The organism is Pseudomonas sp. ITEM 17296 (assembly GCF_028895205.1).
Lineage (GTDB): Bacteria > Pseudomonadota > Gammaproteobacteria > Pseudomonadales > Pseudomonadaceae > Aquipseudomonas > Aquipseudomonas kermanshahensis.
This window is the reverse complement of the sequence record NZ_WJRS01000029.1, coordinates 1-22,897: the sequence shown is the minus strand read 5'-3', so window position 1 is coordinate 22,897 and position 22,897 is coordinate 1. Positions and strand designations below refer to the sequence as shown.

Sequence of the window (22,897 nt, the reverse complement as noted above, 5' to 3'; positions counted from 1 at the left end):
TTTCCCACTATCGAAGCGTGCCGGGGCTGTATTGCGCAAACGAATTATTTGATTGCGATCATTCCTTGGATTCGTGATCTTGTAAGATTTTGTGTTACCTGCACTGGCTTCAATCCCCTTCAGCCACCCGCTCGCGAATCCACTGCACGAAGGCCCTGACCTTCGGCACCTCCGCCGCATGCTCGGCATGGGCGATGAAGTGCCTGCCATTGCTCGGCACCGGGTGGTCCCAGGCCACCACCAGCTTGCCTTCGTTCAACTCCTCCGCCACCAGGTATCGCGGAATCAGGGCAATGCCACAGCCGGCGATAGCGGCCCGGATGCACAGGTAGAACGTGTCGAAACGCGGCCCGTGGTAGCTGTTCTGGCTGTGCAGCCCCAGCCCCAAAAACCATTCATGCCAGGCTTCCGGGCGCGATACACACTGCAGCAGGCGGTGCTCAGTCAGCGCCTCGGCGCTGGTGAAGCGGTGGTTGGCGAGCAGCTCTGGGGCGCACACCGGCACCACTTCTTCGCTGAACAGCTCGATACACGTCGCCCCAGGCCAGGTGCCCTGACCGAAGAAGAAGGCGATGTCGGCCTTGGACTGCACCAGGTCGAAGGGTTCCAGCTCGTTACGGATATCCAGGTGAATACGCGGATAGCGATCACCAAACCCCTTCAGCCTGGGCACCAGCCAGCGCGCGCCGAAGGTCGGCTGGGTGGCAATGCGAAGCACTTCGGTCTCATCGCCATAGCTGAGGATGTAGCGGCTGGAGATGTCGATCTGGGTGAGGATCTTGTTCACCTCGGTCAGGTACAGCGCACCGGCCGGGGTCAGGTGCAGGCGCCGGCGAATGCGCTGGAACAGCGAGTGCGACAGCATGTCCTCCAGTTGCGCGACCTGTTTGCTGACCGCGCTCTGGGTCAGGTGCAGCTCTTGCGCCGCGCGGGTGAAGCTCAGGTGGCGGGCAGCCGCTTCGAAGCACTGGAGGGCGGTGGTCGAGGGCATCAGGCGTTTGGACATGACAGGCGCGTACCGAGCAAAAAAGGAAGAAGTTCATTCCGTATTGGAATCATGTGCTTCGAAAAGGTCGTTTGTTGACCCAGGCCTATAGATTAATACTGACCTGGATCAACGATTACAACCGGTCGTGCGAAGAGGAGGGAAGTAGCCACCGCCGGCATCTACAAAACAACAAAAAACGCACACCAGAAATTAATAAGAATTCTGCTCCATTTTTTAGCCGTCCCACGACGGCGACCCATTCGAGGGTTCTCCATGGCTTCGCTAGAAAACAAGAAACAGCGGTCCTTGCAGCACGGCCTGACGTCCCGTCAGGTTTCCATGATCTCCATCGCCGGCATCATCGGCGCCGGCCTGTTCATCGGTTCCTCCAACGCCATTGCCACCGCCGGCCCGGCCATCCTCATCTCCTACGCCATGACCGGCCTGCTGGTGCTGCTGGTGATGCGTATGCTGGGCGAAATGGCCATCGCCAACCCCAACAGCGGCTCGTTCTCCACTTACGCCTCCGAGGCCATCGGCCCTTGGGCAGGCTTCACCATCGGTTGGTTGTACTGGTGGTTCTGGGTGCTGATCATCCCGGTCGAGGCGATTGCTGGCGCAGACATCCTGCATGCCTACTTCCCCGGCGTGCCATCGTGGTTGTTCGCCTTCCTGATCATGGTCGTGCTGTCGGGTACCAACCTGATCAGCGTGAAGAACTTCGGTGCCTTCGAGTACTGGTTCGCGCTGGTCAAGGTGGTTGCCATCGTTGCCTTCATCATCGTCTGCAGCCTGGCCGTGTTCGGCTTCTGGCCGTTGGCCGAGGTCTCGGGCGTGAGCCGGCTGTGGGACAATGGCGGCTTCATGCCCAATGGCTTTGGCACTGTGCTGGGTGGCGTGCTGATCACCATCTTCTCGTTCTTCGGCGCCGAGATCGTCACCATTGCCGCTGACGAAACAGCCAACCCGAAAGACAAGATCCGCCGTGCCACCAACCTGGTGGTGTACCGCATCGCCATCTTCTACCTGGCCTCGATCTTCCTGGTGGTGTCGCTGGTGGCCTGGAACGACCCGGCCCTGAAAGCCGTGGGCTCGTTCCAGCGGGTGCTGGAAGTGCTCAACGTGCCGGGCGCCAAGCTGCTGGTCGACCTGGTGGTGCTGGTGGCGGTCACCAGCTGCATGAACTCCGGCCTGTACACGGCCTCGCGGATGCTCTACTCCCTGGGTGCCCGTGGCCAGGCGCTGAGCATGACCAAGCGCATTTCGGGTGCTGGCGTGCCAACGGTAGCGGTCATCTTCTCGACCCTGGCAGGCTTTGCCGGTTGCTTCGTCAACTATGTGTTCCCCGGCAAGGTGTTCGGTTTCCTGCTGTCCACCACCGGCGCCATTGCCTTGCTGGTGTACCTGGTGATTGCCGTGTCTCAGCTGCGCATGCGAGCCCGTGCAGACCGTGAGGGCACGCCGCTGGAGCTTAAGATGTGGCTGTTCCCTTATCTGACCTGGCTGGTGATCGGCACCATCGTCATGGTCCTGGGCTACATGCTGTTCAGCGATGCCTACCGCTACGAGACGCTGATGACTGCCGGGGTGACGCTGTTCATCCTGCTGGTGTCGCTGACCCAGCGGCGCGGCAAGGTGGTCGCACAGACTGCTTGATCCAGAGGGGGCGCTTGGCGCCCCTTTCTCATTGGCGCTGGCCCAGCGCGGCGCTACCATCGACGCTTGCCTCACTTCCCATTCCAACAAGCACAGGAAGCGTATGAACGCGCACACCCTTTCCCTCCAGCAGTTGGCTGCACCGGAAGGCACCTGCTACGGCTGCGGCTGCTCCCACCCCAGCGGCCTGCACCTGCAAAGCCATTGGGACGCCGACGGCATCCACCTGCTGTGCCGCCACGCGCCCGACAGCACCTTCATCGGCTGGCCCGGCCTGGTTTATGGCGGCTTGCTGGCCATGCTGGTCGATTGCCACTCCAACTGGACCGCCATGGCCTACCACTACCGCAACGAAGGCCGCGAACCGGGCAGCCTGCCGCGTATCGACTGCGTCACGGGCACACTCAACCTCAGCTACCTGAAACCGACCCCCATGGGGGTCGAGTTGCTGCTCAAGGCCCGCGTTGAAGGCGACGTCGGGCGCAAGAGCCGGGTTATCTGCGAGGTCTGGGCAGACGATGTACTCACGGTGACGGCGGACTCGGTGTTCGTTCGGGTCGACACCGAAAAGCTCAAGCTCAAGGCCCACGGCCAGGCTTGAGCCGCCTGTGCCGATGAAGGGTCGGTGATGGTCAGCCACGCGGGATGTCACTAAAGTAACAGCTCCATTCCCCAGGCAAGGTTGACCATGACCGATCTGAGCGCATTCCCCATCACCCGCAAATGGCCCGCCCAGCACCCCGAGCGCTTGCAGCTGTATTCGTTGCCGACGCCGAATGGGGTCAAGGTGTCGATCATGCTCGAAGAGATCGGCCTGGCGTACGAGCCGCACAAAGTCAGCTTCGACAACGATGACCAGTTGAGCCCGGAGTTCATTTCCCTCAGCGCCAACAACAAGATCCCCGCCATCCTCGACCCGAACGGCCCCGGCGGCCAGCCGCTTCCGTTGTTCGAGTCGGGCGCGATCCTGCAGTACCTCGCGGAAAAGAGCGGGCAGTTGCTCAGCCAGGACCCCGCCACCCGTTACCAGACCCTGCAATGGTTGATGTTCCAGATGGGCGGCATCGGGCCGATGTTCGGCCAGGTCGGGTTCTTCCATTTCTTTGCGGGCAAGGAATACGAAGACAAACGCCCGCGGGATCGCTACGTCAACGAATCGAAGCGCTTGCTGGGTGTGCTGGACCGCCACCTGCAAGGCCGCGAGTGGATGGTCGACGAATACAGCATCGCTGACATCGCTATTTTCCCTTGGGTACGCAACCTTGTGGAGCGCTACAACGCCCGTGAGCTGGTCGGGTTCGATGCGTTCAAGGAAGTGCAGCGGGTGCTGGCGACGTTTTTGGAGCGGCCGGCGGTTCAGCGTGGCCTGAAAATCCCGGGATGATCGGGCATCCCTGAACCTGTGGGAGCGGGCTTGCCCGCGAATGCTGTGGTAGGTCCACCATTACATTCGCGGGCAAGCCCGCTCCCACAGGTTCTTTATTGCAGCCTAGAAAATCTGGTTAAGAAGCCAGTACAGGCTACCTGCCAGCAGCATTGCCGCGGGCAGGGTCAGCACCCAGGCCATCAGTAAGTTGATCAACGTACGCTTCTGAATCCCCGAGCCATTGGCGACCATGGTCCCAGCCACACCCGAGCTCAGCACGTGGGTAGTCGAGACCGGCAGCCCGAACATGTCGGCCGCCCCGATGGTGCACATCGCAACCACCTCCGCCGATGCGCCTTGGGCATAGCTCAGGTGGGTCTTGCCGATCTTCTCGCCCACAGTCACCACAATGCGTCGCCAGCCGACCATAGTCCCCAGCCCCAGCGCGATGGCCACGGCCACCTTGACCCACAGGGGAATGTAGCGCGTGGCATCGTCCAGCTGTGTCTTGAACAGTTGCACATGGCTGCGGGTGTCGGCATCGAAGTTTGTCAGCTGGTGCTTGTCGAGCAAGCGGATGGCTTCGCTGGTCAGGTACATGTCATTGCGCACGTTGGCCATGGCTTCGGCCGGCACGCGCTTGAGCGAACCGTAACCCTTCACCTCTTCGCCGATCATGCCGGTGAGGGCGGCCAGGGCTGGTACCAGTTGCGGGTTGGGCTTGGGTTCGGCGATGAACGCGGTCAAGGTTTGGCGCGGGTCTGCGGGCGCCGCTTGCGGGTCATGGCGCACCAGGGCCTGGCGCGTCACTTCGGCCACGGCCGAAAACTGCAGGGCCTGCTCGCTGGGCATGGTCTTGTTCAGCGCATACGCCATCGGCAGCGTGCCGACCAGAATCAGCATGATCAGCCCCATGCCTTTTTGTCCATCGTTGGAGCCATGGGCAAACGATACCCCGGTGCAGGTCAGGATCAGTACGCCACGGATCCACCACGGTGGCGGCGTCTGGCCTTCCGGCGCCTGGTACAGCTCTTTGCGCTTGACCAGCGCGCGCAGCGCCAGCAGCAACAGGGCCGCGCAGGCAAAGCCGATCAGTGGCGAAAACAGCAGGGCATACCCCACCTTGCTGGCTTGGGCCCAATCCACGCCGCTGGTGCCGTCCCGCCCATGCATCAGCGCATTGGCCACGCCTACGCCGATGATCGAGCCAATCAGCGTGTGCGAGGAGGACGCCGGCAAGCCCAGCCACCAGGTGCCCAGGTTCCAGATGATCGCGGCCAGCAGCAGGGCGAAGACCATGGCGAAACCGGCCGAAGAACCTACCTGCAAAATCAGCTCGACCGGCAACAAGGCGATGATGCCAAAGGCCACCGCGCCGCTGGAAAGCAGCACCCCCAGGAAGTTGCACAACCCCGACCAGACCACAGCCAGCGGTGCCGGCAAAGAGTGGGTGTAAATAACCGTGGCGACGGCATTGGCGGTGTCATGGAAGCCGTTGACGAACTCGAAGCCCAGGGCAATCAGTAGCGCCAGGCCCAACAACAGGAAGGGGGTAACGGTGGTGATAACCGTGCCGCTGGCGCTGACGTCCTGTTTCAGGCTCCAGGCGGTGTAGGCGATGCCTGCCAGTAGCAGGCCGAAGAACAAAACCAGGGTGGCACGCCCGGGCTTGTGGGACAGCTGCGGGCGGGAATCGCGTTGGGCCAGTGGCGGCTGGCTGGCCAGGGACGGGGTTGCCATGGGGGCTCCGGTTGGCGTCGGGCGAAGGTGCCGAAGGCTGTGAGCTTAGGAGCAATTCGTGACCGGTCCGTGACCTCGGTCAATGAATTCACTAGGCTCAAGACAGACGGTAAATCCGGGAGAAAGCCATGATCCGCTGCAAACGTGTCTACGAAGCAGCCGCCGACGAAGATGGCCAGCGCGTGCTGGTCGACCGCCTGTGGCCGCGCAACAAACGCAAGGAAGACCTGCAGGGCCAATGGTTGCGCGAGGTGGCACCTTCTGATGAATTACGAAGGGCGTTTCACCAGGGGGAGGTGGATTTCGCCGGTTTCACCCAGCGCTACCAGCAACAGCTGGCCGCTCACCCCGAGCACTGGTACCCACTGCTGGACCTGGCGGCCAAAGGGCCGCTGACCTTGCTGTATGCCGCCAAAAACACCGAGCACAACAATGCCCAGGTGCTCGCCGAGTGGCTGGAGGATGAGCTGGAACGGCGTGGCCCAGGCAGCTCGCCGGTGTGCTACGCCACCTGAGCAGTGCACAATAATGGCCATGAACCTCGTACCTGCCACCGACGCCTACCGCAGCTTTGCCCGCGACCTTACGCGCCGGGCCATGCTGCCGTACTACCGTGAGTTCGACCTGTTGTGGCTCGAAGACGCCTTCGACCAGGCCTGGAGCTGGCGTGAGCAATGGCTGGTGATGGACGGTGACACGTTGCTGGGCTACTGCAGCCTCAGCCAAGACCGCCAGGCACTGTTCATTCGCGAGTTGCACCTGCTGCCCGAGCACCGCGGGCGCGGTATCGGCAGTGGGGTGTTGGAGGCGCTCGCCGGTTGGGCCAAGCAGCGGCGCCTACCACTGCTGCGTTTGATGGTGTTCCGCAGCAACCCGGCCAGGCAGTTGTATCAGCGCAGGGGCTTTGTCGAAATGGGCGAAGATGAGTGCTTCGTGCGCATGCAGCGCGCAATCGACTGATAGCTCAGTGATGGCTTGTCGTGGCCGGTGACCATCGGCATAGTGGACCCAGGAATTTACAGCTGCTTACAGGAAGGTGAGCGGCGTTGGATGATGTCTAGGGACTAAGGAGATGCACCCTATGAATGGATTCGGTCCGCGACTGCGGGAAGAACGTGAGCGGTTGGGGATGACCCAGCGGGTGTTTGGTGACATTGGCGGGGTCGAGCCCAATGCCCAGGGTAAATACGAAAGTGGCGAGCGCACGCCGCGTGCCGATTACCTGGCCGCAGTGGCCGCCCATGGCGTGGATGCCCTCTACGTGCTCAGCGGTGTGCGCACCCCCGCGCCGCTGGAAAACATGACCCAGGATGAGGCCGAATTGCTGGGGGCGTTTCGGCAATTGCCGCTCGCCGATCAAGCAGCGCTCTGGCACTTGCTGGGGCGTTTGTCAGGTGAGGTTAAAAGCCGTGAAACAGTGAGGCCTTTCACACTTGGCCGTCAGGCCTATCTGACAGAAGTTTTGCGTTAGGCCCGCCATGAAAAATTTTGTTAAGGTGGCGGGATCCAATCGCCCTGTAGACGAGGTGTGTGCTTGATTAGGGTCTTAGTGGTCGATGATCACGATCTGGTACGAACCGGTATTACACGCATGCTGGCCGACATCGACGGCTTGCAGGTGGTGGGTGAGGGGGATTCAGGGGAGGCGGCGCTGAAGCTGGCCCGGGAGCTGAAGCCGGACGTCGTTCTGATGGACGTGAAAATGCCGGGCATCGGTGGCCTGGAGGCTACCCGTAAACTGTTGCGCAGCCACCCCGACATCAAGGTGGTCGCGGTCACCGTGTGCGAGGAAGACCCATTCCCCACGCGCCTGCTGCAAGCCGGCGCAGCCGGTTACCTGACCAAGGGCGCCGGGCTCGACGAAATGGTCCAGGCCATTCGCCTGGCCTTTGCCGGCCAGCGCTACATCAGCCCGCAAATCGCCCAGCAATTGGCGCTGAAGTCGTTCCAGCCGCAAGGCTCGCCGTTTGACGCCTTGTCCGAGCGGGAAATCCAGATCGCCCTGATGATCGTCGGCTGCCAGAAGGTGCAGATCATCTCGGACAAGTTGTGCCTCTCGCCCAAGACCGTCAATACTTACCGTTATCGGATCTTTGAAAAACTCTCGGTCACCAGCGACGTCGAACTGACCTTGCTGGCCGTTCGCCACGGTATGGTTGACGCAAGCCTGTAAACCTCATGCCCCAAGCTTTTGATGCCAGCGCGTTCCTGGCGACCTGCAGCGGTCGCCCGGGCGTCTACCGTATGTTCGACGCCGAGGCGCGGCTGCTCTACGTGGGCAAGGCCAAAAACCTCAAGAAGCGTCTGGCCAGCTATTTCCGCAAAACCGGCCTGGCGCCCAAGACCGCCGCGCTGGTCGGCCGTATCGCCCAGGTCGAGACCACCATCACCGCCAACGAGACCGAGGCGCTGCTGCTGGAGCAGAACCTGATCAAGGAATGGCGGCCGCCGTACAACATCCTGTTGCGCGACGACAAGTCTTACCCTTATGTCTTCCTGTCTGACGGCGACTTCCCGCGCCTAGGCATCCACCGCGGTGCAAAAAAAGCCAAGGGCCGTTACTTCGGCCCGTACCCCAGCGCCGGCGCCATTCGCGAAAGCCTTAGCCTGTTGCAAAAGGCCTTTTCGGTGCGCCAGTGCGAAGACAGCTACTACGCCAACCGCACCCGGCCGTGCCTGCAGTACCAGATCAAACGCTGCAAAGGGCCGTGTGTCGGCCTGGTGGATAAAGACGAGTACGCCGACGATATCCGCCACTCGGTGATGTTCCTCGAAGGCCGCAGCCAACAGTTGGGCAACGAGCTCAATGCCGAAATGGAGAAGGCCGCCATGGCCCTCAATTTCGAGAAGGCCGCCGAACTGCGCGACCAGATCGCCCTGTTGCGCCGCGTGCAGGACCAGCAGTACATCGAAGGCGGTACCGGCGACGTCGACGTCATCGCGGCCTTCGTCAACCCCGGTGGCGCCTGCGTGCACCTGATCAGCGTGCGTGGCGGGCGGGTGCTGGGCAGCAAAAACTTCTTCCCACAGGTGGGCATCGAGGAGGAGGTGGCTGAAGTCATGGCCGCGTTCCTGTCCCAGTACTACGTGGGCAACGCTGAGCGTGAGCTGCCTGGCGAACTCATCGTCAACGTGGTGCACGAAGACTTCGAAGCCATCAGCGAAGCACTGCAGACCCTACGCGGCCGCGAGCTGACCATCACCCACCGGGTGCGCGGCACTCGGGCCCGCTGGCAGCAATTGGCCGTGACCAACGCCGAACAGGCCCTCAACGCCCGCCTGGCCAACCGCCAGCACATGGCCGCGCGCTTCGAGGCCCTGGCCCAGGTGCTGGGCCTGGACGAAGTGCCGCAGCGCCTGGAGTGCTACGACATCAGCCACTCCAGCGGCGAAGCCACCGTGGCCAGCTGCGTGGTGTTCGGCCCCGAAGGCCCGATCAAGTCCGACTACCGCCGCTTCAACATCGAAGGCGTCACCGCCGGTGACGACTACGCCGCCATGCACCAGGCCCTGACCCGCCGCTACGGGCGCATCAAGGACGGCGAGGGCAAGTTGCCCGACGTCTTGCTGGTAGACGGCGGCAAAGGCCAGTTGAACATGGCCCGCGACGTGATGCAGGAGCTGGCCTTCACCGACCTGACCCTGCTCGGCGTGGCCAAAGGCGTGACCCGCAAGGCCGGTTTCGAAACCCTGTACCTCAACGACGTGCACCACGAGTTCACCCTCAAGGGCGACTCACCGGCGCTGCACCTTATCCAGCAGATCCGCGACGAAGCCCACCGCTTCGCCATCACCGGCCACCGCGCGCGCCGCGGCAAGGCCCGTCGCGTGTCCAGCCTAGAGGACGTGGCCGGGGTCGGCCCCAAGCGCCGGCGCGACCTGCTGAAACACTTCGGCGGCCTGCAAGAGCTCAACCGCGCCAGTATCGATGAGATCGCCAAAGCCCCCGGCATCAGTAAAAAGCTTGCCGAGTCGATTTATGCCAGCCTGCATAGCGAGTAGAATGCCGGGCTCAACCCGCAGCCAGTCGTACCGATGAATATTCCAAACCTGCTCACCGTTCTACGCGTCCTGCTCATCCCGATCTTCATCCTGCTGTTCTATATGCCCTATCACTGGAGCTATATGGCCGCCAGCAGTGTGTTCGCCGTTGCCGCCGCCACCGACTGGCTGGACGGCTACCTGGCGCGTCGCCTGCAGCAGAGCACGCCGTTCGGTGCCTTCCTGGACCCAGTGGCAGACAAACTGATGGTCGCCGTGGCGCTGGTGCTGCTGGTGCAGGTACACGCCAACTTCTGGCTGACCTTGCCCGCAGCGGTGATCATCGGCCGCGAGATCGTCGTTTCGGCGCTGCGCGAGTGGATGGCCGAACTGGGGGCGAGGGCGCACGTGGCGGTGTCCAACCTCGGCAAGTGGAAGACCGCCGCACAGATGCTGGCGCTGGTCATTCTGCTGGGCAACCCACCTGCGGTGACGATGTGGGTGATTCTGGGTTACGGCCTGCTTCTGGTAGCGGCAGGGCTGACGCTGTGGTCGATGGCGCATTATCTGCTGGCCGCCTGGCCGCACTTGCGCGAAGGCTCGGAACAAAAATAAAACTTTTTTGAATCAAGGGGTTGACGCCGTTTTAGATATCGCTAGAATGGCACCCATCACGACGCGGGAATAGCTCAGTTGGTAGAGCACGACCTTGCCAAGGTCGGGGTCGCGAGTTCGAGTCTCGTTTCCCGCTCCAAATTCGATCCTCAGTGCGTCGCTGGGATCACAAAGAAGAGGCCTTAGGGCCTCTTTTTTTGTGCCTGGGATTTAGCGGTTACCTTTCTGGGGTGGCGTTTCAGTTTTGGAATCGATTTGTACGTCGCTACAATCACATTCGCCTAACATGCAGGAAGCTCATCATGGACATGATGGCGCTCCAACTGCTTCTTCTACCCTGGCTAAGCGTTGACACCTGGCACACTCGACATCCGAACGATGAAGAGCGCTTTTACCAGGCTCTGCACGTCGTCTTCAAAAAGCTTGGCTACTCAATCGCGTACGAGCAGTTCTACGATGCCATTCAAGCTGTCATCGTCGAGCGCACACCAGGTCATGAGCTGTTCAGGGTAAAAGAAATAGAGCGGTTTGCTCGACGTGCCGAAGTCATCGGCTCCTACCTCTTCCACGTGCGCAACTGCCAATAATGGAGTGATAGCGTGAGATTCGAACGTCATGCCGTGCTGAAGCGGCCTGCGCATTAAGCCTGTAAACAGTTCTGCCAGTTTCAACGACCTTCGCTCAGTGACTGTGCCGACCGACTGCTATGGGTCGATAGCCGCCGTTCGCGACTGACCGCTTTCGACCCTTAGCGGACCTTCATCGTCCAGAGCTAGCGGCTGAAATTGGGTCGCGGCCTGCGCAGCTTCTGTTACAACCTGTTGTAGAGAATTACACTTGTCGCCCCAGAAACGACGGCTTGCATGCCCACTCAGAGGGCTCGGCAAGCGGCAGGCAGCTATGGGTGGTTTCATCAATGGCCGAGCTAAGCGGGCAGCGTGCCAAAGAATCTTTGTTGGGTTTCTCAACGTGGTGAGTCGTGCCCCACCTTCAGATACGTCTTTGACCACTCTCGATATCTCTCAACCCGTGTGTATTTCGAAATCAGTTCAGGGAGGGAGAGCTCGCAACCCTGAGAACCGCTTTGCTCACGCAGCGCTTGGTAGATCGACTTGATCGCAGAAAAATAGGGGGCATGCCCATTGACCACGATGCGCACATTGGCAGCGCTAAGTTTCTCAACATCGCTGAGCGCCGGATTACCGTAGTTGATAAGCATGATCGGCGTGGTGAGGTGTTTCGTGAGGGCCGCCAGGTGATGGAAATCTTTGACCCCAACCAAGCAGATAGCATCTGCACCCGCTTTCTCATAGGCAGCAGTACGAGCGATAGAATCTTCCAGAGTGGTTGCGGCCACGTTCGTTCTGGCGATGATGCAGAGGCTATCATCCGAGCGGGAAAATCGAGCAGCGTATATCTTGGCAGCTGCTTCTTCACCTCCGATCAGCACCGGCGAATGCTCTTCGTATTTCGCCGGTAAGTGGGTGTCTTCCAAAGTCAACGCTGCAACGCCGGCTTTCTGCAACTCACTGACTGTGCGCATGACATTCAGCGCATTGCCAAAGCCATGGTCAGCGTCAGCAATGATAGGGATTTGGCTCGCACGCCCAACTCTGGTGACCTGCTCGACATATTCATCAAGCGTCAGGAGTGCAATGTCCGGTGCCCCAAGCACTTGAAGCGAGGCGACAGACCCTCCCTGTATACCCACCTGGAAACCAAGGTCGGCTGCCATACGCACCGAGATGGGATCGAATACGGAAGCAGCAAATTTACAGACATGTCCTTGAAGCAAATCACCAAACGCCTTGCGCAATTCATGATGCGATCGTTCGATCATATTCGGCTCCATCAAATTCATTCAGCTGGTGCAGAGCACGCTTTGCGGGGCTAAAGAAACCAGATCACGACCGATCATCGCCGACTTCAAGCGCGATGACCGGAAGTGAGGGCGAGTCACTTGTGCGCCAGCAAAGCCTTCCTTGCCGCCTTTTCCTCTTTCATGGCTGCGATTTCTCGTTCACAAGCTTCGACATCAAAGGAGTTGTCCCACTTGGCGATTGCGATGGTGCCGATGCCATTACCGATCAGGTTGGTCACCGCCCGCGCTTCGTTGAGGAACCGATCGATGCCCAGCAGCAGCACAAGGCCTACCAGCGGAATGGAATGGATAGTTGTGAGCGTTGCAGCCAGCGTTACAAACCCCGCACCCGCAACGCCAGCCGAGCCTTTGGAGGTCAGCAGGAATACGGCCAGCAGAATCATTTGATCCATGAATGTCAGCGGCGTATTGGTCGCTTGGGCGATAAAGATGGCAGCCATTGTGAGGTAGATGCAGGTGCCGTCCGCGTTGAAGGTGTAGCCCGTAGGCAGCACCATGCCGACCACCGATTTCTTGCAGCCAAGCTTCTCCAGTTTCACCATCATTCTCGGAAGCACGGCTTCGGTTGAGCAGGTGCCGAGGGTGATGAGAATTTCATCCTTGAAGTAACGGAGGAACTGCATCAGCGGCATTCCTGACCATCTCGCGACGACACCGAGAACGACCACGATGAATATCAGAGTGGTGATATACAGTGCGACCAGCAATTGGCCGAGTGACAGCAACGTACCGATACCGTACTTGCCAATGGTAAATGCCATGCCGGCACCGGCGCCGATCGGAGCGAGGCGCATGACCATTGCGACGATTTTGAACAGGCCTTGAAGGAACAAGTCGATGGTATTGATCAGCGGCTTGCTGGTTTCACCCATCTGTACAAGGGCGACGCCCATCAAGACAGAAAGCAGGATCACCTGCAGCATGACGCCGTTGGAGAAAGCGCCGACGAAGGTATGTGGGATGATATTGAGGAAGAATTCAATCGTGCCGCCTTGTTCACTCGCGGCTTGGCTGTATTTGCTGATGGCACTGCCATCGAGGGCGTTGGCATTGATGTTCATGCCTTCGCCGGGTTTAACGATGTTGACCACAATGAGGCCGACGACCAAGGCAATGGTCGACAGTATCTCGAAGTAGATAAGCGCCTTGACGCCAATTCGGCCAACCTCTTTGATGCTGCCCATCTTGGCGATACCAACAACAACAGTACCGAAGATGATCGGTGCCAGGAGCATCTTGATCAGTTTGATGAAGCCATCGGCGAAGGGTTGGAGCTTGGCGCCGATGTCGGGTAGGAAGTAACCGATTGCCGCGCCGATCACGATGCCGATCAGCACTTGCACATACAGCTGGCTGTACCAGCGGGATTTGGAGATTTCCACGAAAGCACCTCATTTTATTTTTGTGATGGGCATGTGGCTTGGCGGCGCTGCACGCCGCCTGGTACTGCGGCCTCGTCTTCGAGACCGCACACCGAGGATGATCAGCCCTCGCCCAGATCACGCATCACTGCGTACAAGGCGGATTTGGCTTCAAAGCCCACACCTGGGATGTCGGGCAGGCCGACGTAGCCGTTTTCGACCTTGATGCCGTCCGCGAAGCCGCCGAACGGCTGGAACACATCCGGGTACGACTCGTTACCACCAAGGTGCAGGCCGGCGGCAATGTTGAGCGACATCTGGTGGCCACCGTGGGGTACAACGCGGCGGGAAGACCAGCCCATTTCTTCCATCACCTTGAGGGTACGCATGTATTCGACAAGGCCGTAAGACAGCGCGCAGTCGAACTGCAGATAGTCACGATCAGGTCGCATACCGCCGTGGCGCAGCAGGTTGCGAGCGTCCTGATGAGAGAACAGGTTTTCGCCAGTGGCCATAGGCAGTTCATAGTGATTTGCCAGCTCAGCCTGTAGCGCGTAATCGAGTGGATCACCGATCTCTTCGTACCAGAACAGGTTGTACTTCTTGATGGCTTCGGCGTAGGCGATGCCGGTCTGCAGATCGAAGCGCCCATTGGCATCGACGGCCAGGCGGCGGCCGTCGCCAACCACTTCAAGTACCGCTTCGATACGGCGGATGTCCTCGTCCAGCGGGACCGCGCCGATCTTCATTTTCACGACGTCGTAGCCGCGGTCGAGATAGCTCTGCATCTCGGCTTTGAGCTTGGTTTGATCTTTGCCAGGGTAGTAGTAGCCGCCGGCTGCGTACACCCAGACTTTATCGTCGGCGACGCCGTTGCGGTAACGATCAGCGAGCAGGCGGTACAGCGGTTTTCCTTCGATTTTGGCTACAGCATCCCAGACCGCCATGTCGATGGTACCCACGGCGACAGAGCGCTCACCGTGACCTCCTGGTTTTTCGTTGGTCATCAGGGTTTTCCAGATGGCAAACGGGTCCAGGTTGTTGTTTTCGTGGTCGATGAGAGTCTCTGGGTCTGCTTCGGTGATACGTGCCAGGAAGCGATCGCGCATCAATGCGCCTTGGCCGTAGCGACCGTTGGAGTTGAAGCCATAGCCGATGACCGGCTTACCATCGCGAATCACATCCGTGACAACAGCGACGACCGAGCAGGTCATTTTGGAGAAATCGATATAGGCGTTGGCGATTGGCGAGGCAATGGAAACGGTTTTTTCACGGATGTCGACGATACGCATGACGGGTTCCTCTTGTTGTATGTGACCCCACGTTATGCTTTGAGGTAGCGCTCGCCCAATGCTATTAATGCCGGACCCTATGCACAGGAGGCATGGCCCTTGGAACTTGTTTGGCTAGAAGATCTTTCAGCGCTGGCGGAGTACGGAAGCTTCGTGCGGGCGGCCGAAGCGCGACACGTAACCCAGCCGGCCTTCAGCCGCAGAGTCCGCGCGCTGGAGAATTGGATGGGAGTTGAACTGTTCGTGCGCTCATCACATGGAGCCACGCTCACCGAGGCTGGCAGGCATATCTTGCCCAGTGCCCAAGAAGCGGCCCGATCCTTGTACCGGCTACGCAGCGAAGCTCAAGAGGTCGCAGGGGTAGCAGCGAGATCACTACAATTCGCGGCGACCCACTCGCTCTCTTTTACCTTTTTCCCGAAGTGGCTCCGGAGTTCCGAAAGCGGTGCGCCAATCGAGGCAGTTCAACTGCACTCAGATAGCATGGCCGTTTGTGAGCAAATGCTGATTCATGGCCAGGTTCAGTTCTTGCTATGCCACCGCCACCCCGACGTTCCGCCACTATTGGCACCCGAACAGTTCACCAGCAAGAAGGTAGGCGAAGACACTCTCGTTCCGCTCGCCAGTGCTCGCGCTGACTTCGGTACTTCTCCTGCAGCATTGCCTTACCTCGCCTACACCCATGAATCCGGACTGGGCCGTATTGTCGCGCACAGACTGCGCGGCAAAGAAGATTACCTTCACCTAAAGCCCCTGTTCACCAGCCACCTTGCAGCGGTGTTGATGTCCATGGCCTTGGAAAGCAAGGGCGTGGCGTGGCTACCTAAGAGCCTTACGGAGCAGGAGATACTGGACGGGCGTTTGATCCGGGCGCTCGATGAAAGCTGGGACATTCCCCTGGAAATTCATTTGACCCGGCCAAAAGCAACCCTCAGTCAGTCTGCAGAAATGTTCTGGGCCAGGGCGGGAATTGACCAGTCGCCACAAGGCTTAGACGCTTTGGTGAGGCGCCCTAACTCAACCATTGACCGATACGAGTGACTCAAACAAGACCTGCCCTATTGGAAGCTGAACGGTTCCATTGCTGGGGTACCGCCCCCCTGGACACTAAGAACGGTTGCCAGGGAACGCCATAAACCTCAAGAACGGGCGTTTCGTTGCGAAAACTCGAAGAGACTTGACCTGAGAGGCTTTCGCTCTAGCCACATACAAGCTCATGCCTGCACGGTAGCGGTTCATTCACCGCTTAAGGACGCAAAGCCTCTCGATTGCTTACAGGTACAAACTCTGTCCTCAAGAGCTATTTGCTCGCTGTCATTCTAGTGACCTCTCATCTGGAAAAAGGCCGGCAGCCTCAGAAGCTGTTGACACCGGCAATGGCTGAGCATAATTTATGTAGCACACTACATTATAGCAGGCTACATATATGAGTTTGACGCAACGAAGCGTGGCCACAGAGCTTTCCTTCGCGCTCAACGCTGCCGCGAACCGGATGGTTCGGTTGCACAAGCCGTTCCTCGAACCACTGGGCCTAACATTTTCGCAGTACCTGGTCACGCTGGAGCTGTTGAATGGGTCGCCTCAATCTGTGAGCGATTTATGTGAACGTCTCGACATGGAGACCGGCACGCTTACACCTTTACTCAAAAGGTTGGAAGCTGCCGGAGTGATCACACGCACACGTGATGCCTCCGATGAGCGTCGAGTGCTGATAGACCTCACGATGCATGCCCGTGGCATGGAGGATGAGCTTCGTAGCATCACCGACAAGATCAGAACTGCGTGCCAACTCACACCTCAAGGCCTTCAAGAGCTCCATCGCACGCTTGAGGGTTTGGCGCGACCTGCTATCAGTTAGTACCCGCCTCAGAGGCGGTTGGCGAACGCAAAGTTTTTAAGCTGATTGCCAGATTCAGATGAAACAGCGACTGACAGAACTGTGATGCATTTGTAGAACCAATCGCTAGGGGTGAGGCTCTGCCTGGCTGCAATCGCTGAGCCTTATACCATGAGCACCCACCTCCAGAGATGAGGAATCTCTATGAACATTGGAATTATCGGTAGCGGATTTATCGGGGGAACGCTTGCAAAATTGCTCAGTACTGCTGGCCATAAAGTAAGAGTTTCAAATTCGCGCGGACCTAACACCATTGATGCTGATGTGCTCTCAACGGGAGCGATTCCAGTCACAAAAGAAGAGGCTTTAGTTGACGCTGATGTCATAATTCTCTCAATACCTTTTGTACGAATTCCGGATCTTAAAAAGCTACTTGCAGGCCTGCCTGAAGATGTCGTAATCATCGACACATCCAACTACATACCCGCACGCGATGAGCGATTGGACGCAATCGAGAATGGTCAGCCCGACAGTATGTGGGCATCTGAACAAATTGGCCGTCCCCTCGCAAAAGCCTGGAATACAATTTACTCCGCCTCGCTCAATGAAGCGGGCAGGCCTGCTGGCGATCCGGAGCGCATTGCCGTCCCTGTCGCTGCTGATCGTGATCAAGACCGCATTGTGGCAATGGCACTCATCGAGGACTCCGGATTCGATGCCTATTATGCTGGCTCCTTAGCAGAGTCCTGGCGACAGCAGTGTGGCACGCCTTGCTATTGCACTGAGCTGACGTCCGAGGCTCTCCCCCAAGCACTGGCTGACGCGGATCTGGCGCGCTCAAGAAAACGGCAAGACCTTTTCTTTGCAGTTTATAACGAGAGATTCGGCACGATCGGTACAAACCCAAGTCGTAGCTATATCGTTCAGCTTTCCAAGCTTATTTATGCATGAGCATATTCTAAAGCGTATCAATGAAGATCTATCAGTTTGACAAAATTCAGCTTTAAAACTATGTAATATAATGTTGGCGGTTCGAGTTATTTGAACTGTTTAGCGGTGTGCGTGCTGTTGCCCCTGATAACTTTTCGATAATTTACCAGGGCGTCGAGCACTAATTATTCAGATATTTTTATTTGTTTAAGCTCAAGGGGTATATTTATGAAAATCGGAATTATTGGTGCGGGCAATATTGGTTCTACTCTGGCACGAAAGCTTGCTGCGTGCGGGCACGAAGTTAAATTGGCAAATTCAAAAGGTCCTGAAAGCATTCAAGCTCTTGCTAATGAAATCGGCGTGCATGCTGTGACCAAGGAGGAGGCGGTTTCCGGGGTGGAAGTGGTTATCCTCTCGATCCCCTTTGCAAATTATCCTGATCTCGAACCAATCATGAGTAAGGTTCCAGAGAAGACAGTTGTCATTGATACTTCTAATTATTATCCGGGACGTGATGGAGTTATCAAGGAAGTCGATGACGGCTTGCCAGAGAGCATCTGGGTAAGTAAGCGAATTGGCCACCCGGTTATTAAGGCTTGGAACGCCGTCCTCGCCGCGACCCTTGCCGATAAAGGCCAACCAGCCGAATCCCCAACGCGTATTGCCTTGCCTGTAGCTGGTGGAGACACATACGCGGAAGCAATCGCGCAGGATCTTGTTGAGGATACGGGCTTCACCGCGCTCGCCGCTGGAAGCCTTGAAGACTCCTGGCGTCAGCAGCCCGGTACGCCTGCTTACTGTACTGAATTGACATTGCCTGAGCTGAAATTGGCGTTGCAAATGGCAGATAAGGAAAGGGCGCCTAAAAATCGCGATGCGCTGTTGGCTAAGTTTATGGCTCCAGGAAGCCAGCTTACGCATGAACAGATAGTTGCTACCAATCGCGCAATGACGGCCTAAATCCGTTTTGGGGGAGGGGGCCCACCGTACGCCACACGTGCTGATAGGGCCCGTCTCGCCAGTCAGCAGTGGTGAGCTCCGGCAGCATCGAAAGTCTTTCCCGCGTATTGAGAAGTGCACTCCGATTGAGGGCAGCCGACGGAGGGGTGAATCGCCCTAGTTTCGTGTACTCCTTCAAGCCTCAAGGATAGTCTGCTCACTCAAGGCCGTTCGCTCTGGGCCGTTTTTGCTGCCATCGGCGATGGCAGCTACGGGTCGATAGCTGTCAGTCGTTGATGACCGGTCTCGACCCATAGCGGTCCTTCAGGAAATTGTCTTGGAGAGCCGTAGTACCTTAGTACCCCACCTATGCCGGAAAGGAGAGCTAGCGAGCGAAATCTACGAAGGCAGTACACGCCGAATTTAGCGGCACACAGTTCCGGCTAAGCCACCTGTTGCTGCCATGCCTGAGGCGTTAGGCCTTCGGATTTCATAAACGCTCGGCAGAAATGTGGCTGATCGTAGAAGCCGCACTCTAGGGCGATCTCGGCGAGCATCATCGTCGATGTCTCTAGCAGTTCTTTACTCTTCCTCAGCCGCTGCTCACGCAACCACTGCTGAGGAGAGACCTGTGTGGATTCCTTGAACCTGCGCGAGAAATAGCTGCGCGACAGTCCGCATGCTTCCGCAAGTGCGGTGACCGAAATGCCGATATCCAGATGATCCAACATCAGCTGCTTGGCCGTTTTGACTTGCCATGGTTTAAGCCGCCCCGTCGACTTAATCGCGACGTAGGCTATAACGATGCCTTTAGCACTGTTCATGGAGATCAATTCGTCCTGAAAAAATCTGAAGATGAATTGATCCGGGCGGCACTATTCGGTGAAGCATCTTCTGAAGCTTCAAGCACTCCGTCATGACTGATCGCCCGGATCGGTTCGTTCCGGCCCCGCTTGTTGAGCATAAAATCAACTTTGGGGCTGATCAGGTCTCAGATCGATGCGGCCTCGGGCGCCAAGGTAGGGCCGTGCTGAACACGCTCTGGCGCTTTGTGCACCATGGTGTAGGCGTAGTCGACGCCCATGCCGTAGGCACCCGAATGCTCTTTGACCAGTTCCATGACCGCATCGTAGGTGTCGCGGTTTTTCCAGTCGCGCTGCCACTCCAGCAGCACCTGTTGCCAGGTTACTGGCACTACGCCCGCCTGGATCATGCGCTGCATGGCGTAGTCGTGTGCTTCCTTGGTCGTGCCGCCGGAAGCGTCGGCAACCATGTAGATCTCGTAGCCCGCATCGTGCATGGCGGACAGTGCGAAGGTGGTGTTGCAGACCTCAGTCCACAGGCCCGAAACAATGATCTTGTTCCGACCGTTCTTTTTCAGCGCGTCGCGAACCTTCTGGTCGTCCCAGGAGTTCATGGAGGTGCGCTCCAGCAACGGCGCATCAGGGAATACCGCGAGCAGTTCGGGGTAGGTATGGCCGGAGAAACTCTCGGTTTCGACCGTGGTGAAGATGGTGGGGACATTGAAGATCTTGGCTGCTTTGGCCAGGCCCACGGTATTGTTCTTCAACGTCTGCCGGTCAATGCTTTGTACGCCAAAAGCCATCTGCGGTTGCTGATCGATGAAGATCAGTTGGCTGTTGAGCGGGGTGAGGACTTCAGTGTGTGGATTGCTCATTGTTCTTCCCTTTTGTTGAACGGTGGCGAGAGTTTCCCCGGCGGGTTGTCGCCGAGTGCCAGCACAAGATAGCGAAACACTCAGCGAAACGGTGGCGCATTTTTGCGCTCTTGAGGGAGCATAACTGCACCACAGGTAGCGTCCAATCCGGTGCTAGGATCTCGGCCAGTCGGATCACGTCGATCCATTTTTCGCCAAGGAGAATCCAATGGCCGCTTCACGACCTTTCAACGACGACACCGCCTACTGGGGCGTTCCATGGGAAGAGGGCTACGGCTATCCGCAGGCGCGGCGAGTCGGGAACGAGATTTTCATCTCGGGGCAGTTCAACCATGACGAAGAAGGCAACCTGGTAGCGCCGGCGCCACTGGATGCTGACGGTCGTCCGAGCGATTTTTCGTCAATGGGCGAACAGATGCGGGTTTCCTACGACAACATTGCCAAGTTGCTCGCCCTGTATGGCGCCACGATGCAGGATGTCGTTGAGGAAACGCTGTATGTGCTGGACATGGACGCTGCTTTTGCGGTCGTCGGCAAGGTGCGTAAGGCAGCTTACGGCACAGAACGCCCGCAGGCGGCCAGCAATATCATTGGTGTATCGCGGCTCGCCCAGCGTCCCCAGCTGATTGAGATCGTGTGTCGAGCTGTCATCGGCGCCCACGCCAAATGAACGGTGCTCCCGGTTTCCGCTATGAAACCGGGATGGCCTGCTGACCTTCGACCAGCGGTTTGAGGTCGGCCACGGCAGCGGCGCAGAACGTCATGAATGCTTTCACCCGCCAGGATTTCCTGATGTCCTGGTGGGTAAGCAACCATAGCTCATCCTGAAGCTCCTGAACTACTTGGCCTGCCCGAACCAATCCTGGGGTAATGTCGCCCAGCATGCAGGGGAGGAAGCCAAAACCGAGACCTGCTGCAATAGCCGCGCTCGCAGCCGCCACGGAATCGGTGCGGTAGGAGATGAACTCAGAGGGCACCCGACATTCGACGTAGCTCGTTGCCTTCAATCCGCACAGGCCTCCCGAGTAGGATACCCACGACTGCCCCTCAGCGAAGGGGTCGGCAATCGCTGCCTGCTTGACGCTGCGATACGGCGCCCAGGCGATGTTGGCGAGCTTGCGACCCACTAGGGTATCTGCCGGTTTTTTGGTCGCACGTATCGCAATGTCCGACTCGTCCCTCGCCAAACTCAACGTCTGGTTGCCGACTAATACCTCAACGGTGATCCCCTCATTGAGGGCTTTGAAGTCCGCGATGATAGGCGTTAGAAAGTACAGCAGCAGCGAGTCGCTGGTGGTGATTCGCAGTTTCCCCAGCGGGCCTTGGCCGGCGCGAGAAACCCTGCGGGTGACACTGACGATGTCCAGTTCAACGCGCTCGGCCAGTGCACGCAGTTCGGCACCCTCGGCAGTCAGAAGATACCCCGCCTTACGATGATCGAACAGCGCGACCCCAAGCGTCTTCTCAACCTGCGCGACCCGGCGCGAGACGGTGGACACATTGATGCCGAGCTTCTTGGCCGTGGCCGCGCGGTTGCTACAGTCACTCAGCGTTTTGATGATACGCAAGTCGTCCCAGGAAAGCTGGCTTACAGCTTCTCCGGCATCCCATTTCGGTCCATTAGAATTCGATTGGATCGGCGAGACACTTCCAGGTGAAGGATTCACGAAAATCATTCCAGATGAGGAGGAGCAATGATACGAGAAGGGGATTAGTCTGCCCACCATTCTGGGAGTAAGTCACACTCATTCAATCCGAGACATATGCCAGCTTATTTTGAACGCAGTCAATCGCGAGCGTCCGCCTTCGACCCATTGCGGACGTCCGTCAGAGACTGCTTTCGGCTCATACCCGTCGTTCAGAAGGGGCCGCAAAGGCCTGAAACAGACTGTAGGCAATACTAGGGCGGTCTCTGAAGTACTGCGTTTGCATGTTGAGTCATAGGTCATCACGTTTTAGCGGCAGGTTTGAGTCGGAAGCTGACGCCCATACGGTTAAAAGCGTTCATTGCGGCAATGGCCGCTGTCAGGTCGACAAGGTCCTTTTCGGCAAACATTGCCGATGCTGCTGCGTAAGCTTCGTCGGATACATGTGTCTCGCTTACCCGCGTGACTTCTTCTGCCCAGGCCAATGCTGAGCGCTCCTGATCCGAGAACAAATAGTGCGCTTCATGCCATACTGGTACTAACAGCACTTTGTCCACTGAAATACCTGCTTTGATCAGATCGCGTGAGTGCAGATCGATGCAATGGGCGCAGCCGTTGATTTGAGACACCCTGAGAAACACGAGGTGAATCAACGGGGCTGGCAAATTTGTCGCGGTGGTCACGAAATGATGCAGCCCGCCAAGGGCCTTGGCTGCACCAGGCGAAGCTTCAAACCAATTGAGTCGACTCATGATTTCTTTTCCTGTCTTTGAGCAATGAAGAGGGTGACATGCGGATTGCCGCTTGACGGCACACCGCCCAGCTAATGTGCAAACCTATACGCTTGAATTCGATGATGTTCTTAAAGCGGGCTGCAGACTTGATCCACACCATGGCTATCCCTACCAAAGAACGTCTGCACCTCACCGTACCCTGTTTCTCTCCCAGTATTCAGTGACTCCACACCCTTGGCGGTACCTTCA

General features: G+C 58.2%; 24 protein-coding genes and 1 tRNA gene. 16 read left to right on the top strand and 9 right to left on the bottom strand.

The features are described 5' to 3' along the window. Positions 1-109 precede the first annotated feature (109 nt). Positions 110-1,006: a transcriptional regulator GcvA gene (gene gcvA / locus GIB19_RS23880; protein WP_027592802.1), complete on the bottom strand. Its 897-nt coding sequence runs from the start codon at positions 1,004-1,006 to the stop codon at positions 110-112. 255 nt (positions 1,007-1,261) lie between these two features. On the opposite strand from gcvA, the gene GIB19_RS23875 reads away from it, so the two are divergent. The 3 genes from GIB19_RS23875 (at position 1,262) to GIB19_RS23865 (ending at position 4,028) form a co-directional block, all read left to right on the top strand. Next, entirely contained in the window at positions 1,262-2,644 is a 1,383-nt protein-coding gene (locus tag GIB19_RS23875) for an amino acid permease (protein ID WP_027592801.1), read from the top strand. A gap of 103 nt (positions 2,645-2,747) precedes the next feature. Next, positions 2,748-3,245 carry a PaaI family thioesterase gene (locus GIB19_RS23870; protein WP_274888277.1) on the top strand — a complete coding sequence of 166 codons (498 nt, stop codon included), beginning with the start codon at positions 2,748-2,750 and terminating at the stop codon, positions 3,243-3,245. An 87-nt stretch (positions 3,246-3,332) separates the two neighbouring features. Next, the gene (locus GIB19_RS23865) at positions 3,333-4,028 is read left to right on the top strand and encodes a glutathione S-transferase N-terminal domain-containing protein (protein WP_027592799.1); all 696 of its coding nucleotides are present in this window, start codon (positions 3,333-3,335) and stop codon (positions 4,026-4,028) included. A gap of 105 nt (positions 4,029-4,133) precedes the next feature. Here the strand turns inward: GIB19_RS23865 and GIB19_RS23860 are convergent, their stop codons facing one another. Then, positions 4,134-5,750 (bottom strand): inorganic phosphate transporter, encoded by a 1,617-nt coding sequence (locus tag GIB19_RS23860; protein WP_274888276.1) that lies wholly within the window; start codon positions 5,748-5,750, stop codon positions 4,134-4,136. A gap of 128 nt (positions 5,751-5,878) precedes the next feature. Between GIB19_RS23860 and GIB19_RS23855 the strand changes: the two genes are divergently transcribed. The 8 genes from GIB19_RS23855 to GIB19_RS23820 all read left to right on the top strand — a co-directional run bounded on the left by GIB19_RS23855 (position 5,879) and on the right by GIB19_RS23820 (position 10,933). Next, positions 5,879-6,265 (top strand): DUF488 domain-containing protein, encoded by a 387-nt coding sequence (locus GIB19_RS23855; protein WP_027592797.1) that lies wholly within the window; start codon positions 5,879-5,881, stop codon positions 6,263-6,265. Between the two features lie 13 nt (positions 6,266-6,278). Further along, positions 6,279-6,710: a GNAT family N-acetyltransferase gene (locus GIB19_RS23850; RefSeq protein ID WP_274888274.1), complete on the top strand. Its 432-nt coding sequence runs from the start codon at positions 6,279-6,281 to the stop codon at positions 6,708-6,710. A gap of 121 nt (positions 6,711-6,831) precedes the next feature. Next, positions 6,832-7,221, top strand: a complete 390-nt coding sequence (locus GIB19_RS23845; protein ID WP_027592795.1) for a helix-turn-helix domain-containing protein — start codon at positions 6,832-6,834, stop codon at positions 7,219-7,221. Between the two features lie 63 nt (positions 7,222-7,284). Then, positions 7,285-7,923, top strand: a complete 639-nt coding sequence (gene gacA, locus GIB19_RS23840) for a response regulator transcription factor GacA (RefSeq protein WP_027592794.1) — start codon at positions 7,285-7,287, stop codon at positions 7,921-7,923. A 5-nt stretch (positions 7,924-7,928) separates the two neighbouring features. Then, positions 7,929-9,752 carry an excinuclease ABC subunit UvrC gene (gene uvrC, locus GIB19_RS23835; protein WP_027592793.1) on the top strand — a complete coding sequence of 608 codons (1,824 nt, stop codon included), beginning with the start codon at positions 7,929-7,931 and terminating at the stop codon, positions 9,750-9,752. A 33-nt stretch (positions 9,753-9,785) separates the two neighbouring features. Beyond that, positions 9,786-10,346: a CDP-diacylglycerol--glycerol-3-phosphate 3-phosphatidyltransferase gene (pgsA, locus tag GIB19_RS23830; RefSeq protein ID WP_027592792.1), complete on the top strand. Its 561-nt coding sequence runs from the start codon at positions 9,786-9,788 to the stop codon at positions 10,344-10,346. A gap of 63 nt (positions 10,347-10,409) precedes the next feature. Further along, positions 10,410-10,485: transfer RNA gene (locus GIB19_RS23825), tRNA-Gly, on the top strand. A 163-nt stretch (positions 10,486-10,648) separates the two neighbouring features. Beyond that, the gene (locus GIB19_RS23820) at positions 10,649-10,933 is read left to right on the top strand and encodes a hypothetical protein (RefSeq protein WP_274888272.1); all 285 of its coding nucleotides are present in this window, start codon (positions 10,649-10,651) and stop codon (positions 10,931-10,933) included. Between the two features lie 377 nt (positions 10,934-11,310). On the opposite strand, the gene GIB19_RS23815 is transcribed toward GIB19_RS23820, so the two are convergent. The 3 genes from GIB19_RS23815 to GIB19_RS23805 all read right to left on the bottom strand — a co-directional run bounded on the left by GIB19_RS23815 (position 11,311) and on the right by GIB19_RS23805 (position 14,881). Further along, positions 11,311-12,186 (bottom strand): isocitrate lyase/PEP mutase family protein, encoded by an 876-nt coding sequence (locus GIB19_RS23815; RefSeq protein WP_274888271.1) that lies wholly within the window; start codon positions 12,184-12,186, stop codon positions 11,311-11,313. A 116-nt stretch (positions 12,187-12,302) separates the two neighbouring features. Continuing rightward, positions 12,303-13,610 (bottom strand): C4-dicarboxylate transporter DctA, encoded by a 1,308-nt coding sequence (dctA, locus tag GIB19_RS23810; protein ID WP_274888270.1) that lies wholly within the window; start codon positions 13,608-13,610, stop codon positions 12,303-12,305. Positions 13,611-13,711: 101 nt separating this feature from the next. Then, a complete protein-coding gene (locus GIB19_RS23805) occupies positions 13,712-14,881 on the bottom strand; it encodes a mandelate racemase/muconate lactonizing enzyme family protein (protein WP_274888269.1) in 1,170 nt (389 codons plus the stop codon). 99 nt (positions 14,882-14,980) lie between these two features. Here GIB19_RS23805 and GIB19_RS23800 point away from each other — a divergent pair, with 99 nt between their 5' ends. From GIB19_RS23800 to GIB19_RS23785, 4 genes are all read left to right on the top strand, one after another. Beyond that, complete coding sequence (locus GIB19_RS23800; RefSeq protein ID WP_274888268.1) at positions 14,981-15,922, top strand: LysR family transcriptional regulator; 942 nt, start codon at positions 14,981-14,983, stop codon at positions 15,920-15,922. Between the two features lie 385 nt (positions 15,923-16,307). Then, complete coding sequence (locus GIB19_RS23795) at positions 16,308-16,739, top strand: MarR family winged helix-turn-helix transcriptional regulator (protein ID WP_089230362.1); 432 nt, start codon at positions 16,308-16,310, stop codon at positions 16,737-16,739. Between the two features lie 183 nt (positions 16,740-16,922). Next, positions 16,923-17,669: an NADPH-dependent F420 reductase gene (locus GIB19_RS23790; protein ID WP_274888266.1), complete on the top strand. Its 747-nt coding sequence runs from the start codon at positions 16,923-16,925 to the stop codon at positions 17,667-17,669. Between the two features lie 207 nt (positions 17,670-17,876). After that, on the top strand, positions 17,877-18,611 hold the full coding sequence (locus tag GIB19_RS23785) for an NADPH-dependent F420 reductase (protein WP_274888265.1): 735 nt from the start codon (positions 17,877-17,879) through the stop codon (positions 18,609-18,611). 422 nt (positions 18,612-19,033) lie between these two features. On the opposite strand, the gene GIB19_RS23780 is transcribed toward GIB19_RS23785, so the two are convergent. Both GIB19_RS23780 and GIB19_RS23775 read right to left on the bottom strand, forming a co-directional pair. Then, positions 19,034-19,414, bottom strand: coding sequence for a helix-turn-helix domain-containing protein (locus tag GIB19_RS23780; RefSeq protein ID WP_089230371.1), 381 nt, complete (start codon positions 19,412-19,414; stop codon positions 19,034-19,036). A 167-nt stretch (positions 19,415-19,581) separates the two neighbouring features. Continuing rightward, positions 19,582-20,268 carry a hydrolase gene (locus GIB19_RS23775; RefSeq protein WP_084296595.1) on the bottom strand — a complete coding sequence of 229 codons (687 nt, stop codon included), beginning with the start codon at positions 20,266-20,268 and terminating at the stop codon, positions 19,582-19,584. A 208-nt stretch (positions 20,269-20,476) separates the two neighbouring features. On the opposite strand from GIB19_RS23775, the gene GIB19_RS23770 reads away from it, so the two are divergent. Continuing rightward, positions 20,477-20,938, top strand: a complete 462-nt coding sequence (locus GIB19_RS23770; RefSeq protein WP_058133611.1) for a RidA family protein — start codon at positions 20,477-20,479, stop codon at positions 20,936-20,938. Positions 20,939-20,957: 19 nt separating this feature from the next. Here GIB19_RS23770 and GIB19_RS23765 read toward each other — a convergent pair whose 3' ends face one another. Together GIB19_RS23765 and GIB19_RS23760 are read right to left on the bottom strand one after the other, a co-directional pair. Next, positions 20,958-21,944 (bottom strand): LysR family transcriptional regulator, encoded by a 987-nt coding sequence (locus tag GIB19_RS23765; RefSeq protein WP_177408881.1) that lies wholly within the window; start codon positions 21,942-21,944, stop codon positions 20,958-20,960. Between the two features lie 272 nt (positions 21,945-22,216). Further along, positions 22,217-22,666, bottom strand: coding sequence for a carboxymuconolactone decarboxylase family protein (locus tag GIB19_RS23760; RefSeq protein ID WP_023532827.1), 450 nt, complete (start codon positions 22,664-22,666; stop codon positions 22,217-22,219). Positions 22,667-22,897 lie beyond the last annotated feature (231 nt).

Excerpts from the sequence above, each read along its gene's own strand:
- GIB19_RS23805 (WP_274888269.1), bottom strand. The coding sequence starts at position 14,881 with ATGCGTATCGTCGACATCCGTGAAAAAACCGTTTCCATTGCCTCGCCA.
- GIB19_RS23870 (WP_274888277.1), top strand. The coding sequence starts at position 2,748 with ATGAACGCGCACACCCTTTCCCTCCAGCAGTTGGCTGCACCGGAAGGC.
- GIB19_RS23795 (WP_089230362.1), top strand. The coding sequence starts at position 16,308 with ATGAGTTTGACGCAACGAAGCGTGGCCACAGAGCTTTCCTTCGCGCTC.
- GIB19_RS23780 (WP_089230371.1), bottom strand. The coding sequence starts at position 19,414 with ATGAACAGTGCTAAAGGCATCGTTATAGCCTACGTCGCGATTAAGTCG.
- GIB19_RS23765 (WP_177408881.1), bottom strand. The coding sequence starts at position 21,944 with ATGATTTTCGTGAATCCTTCACCTGGAAGTGTCTCGCCGATCCAATCG.
- uvrC (WP_027592793.1), top strand. The coding sequence starts at position 7,929 with ATGCCCCAAGCTTTTGATGCCAGCGCGTTCCTGGCGACCTGCAGCGGT.
- GIB19_RS23845 (WP_027592795.1), top strand. The coding sequence starts at position 6,832 with ATGAATGGATTCGGTCCGCGACTGCGGGAAGAACGTGAGCGGTTGGGG.
- GIB19_RS23785 (WP_274888265.1), top strand. The coding sequence starts at position 17,877 with ATGAAAATCGGAATTATTGGTGCGGGCAATATTGGTTCTACTCTGGCA.
- GIB19_RS23760 (WP_023532827.1), bottom strand. The coding sequence starts at position 22,666 with ATGAGTCGACTCAATTGGTTTGAAGCTTCGCCTGGTGCAGCCAAGGCC.
- GIB19_RS23855 (WP_027592797.1), top strand. The coding sequence starts at position 5,879 with ATGATCCGCTGCAAACGTGTCTACGAAGCAGCCGCCGACGAAGATGGC.
- GIB19_RS23850 (WP_274888274.1), top strand. The coding sequence starts at position 6,279 with ATGGCCATGAACCTCGTACCTGCCACCGACGCCTACCGCAGCTTTGCC.
- GIB19_RS23815 (WP_274888271.1), bottom strand. The coding sequence starts at position 12,186 with ATGATCGAACGATCGCATCATGAATTGCGCAAGGCGTTTGGTGATTTG.
- gcvA (WP_027592802.1), bottom strand. The coding sequence starts at position 1,006 with ATGTCCAAACGCCTGATGCCCTCGACCACCGCCCTCCAGTGCTTCGAA.
- GIB19_RS23865 (WP_027592799.1), top strand. The coding sequence starts at position 3,333 with ATGACCGATCTGAGCGCATTCCCCATCACCCGCAAATGGCCCGCCCAG.
- GIB19_RS23775 (WP_084296595.1), bottom strand. The coding sequence starts at position 20,268 with ATGAGCAATCCACACACTGAAGTCCTCACCCCGCTCAACAGCCAACTG.
- pgsA (WP_027592792.1), top strand. The coding sequence starts at position 9,786 with ATGAATATTCCAAACCTGCTCACCGTTCTACGCGTCCTGCTCATCCCG.
- GIB19_RS23770 (WP_058133611.1), top strand. The coding sequence starts at position 20,477 with ATGGCCGCTTCACGACCTTTCAACGACGACACCGCCTACTGGGGCGTT.
- GIB19_RS23875 (WP_027592801.1), top strand. The coding sequence starts at position 1,262 with ATGGCTTCGCTAGAAAACAAGAAACAGCGGTCCTTGCAGCACGGCCTG.
- GIB19_RS23860 (WP_274888276.1), bottom strand. The coding sequence starts at position 5,750 with ATGGCAACCCCGTCCCTGGCCAGCCAGCCGCCACTGGCCCAACGCGAT.
- GIB19_RS23820 (WP_274888272.1), top strand. The coding sequence starts at position 10,649 with ATGGACATGATGGCGCTCCAACTGCTTCTTCTACCCTGGCTAAGCGTT.
- GIB19_RS23790 (WP_274888266.1), top strand. The coding sequence starts at position 16,923 with ATGAACATTGGAATTATCGGTAGCGGATTTATCGGGGGAACGCTTGCA.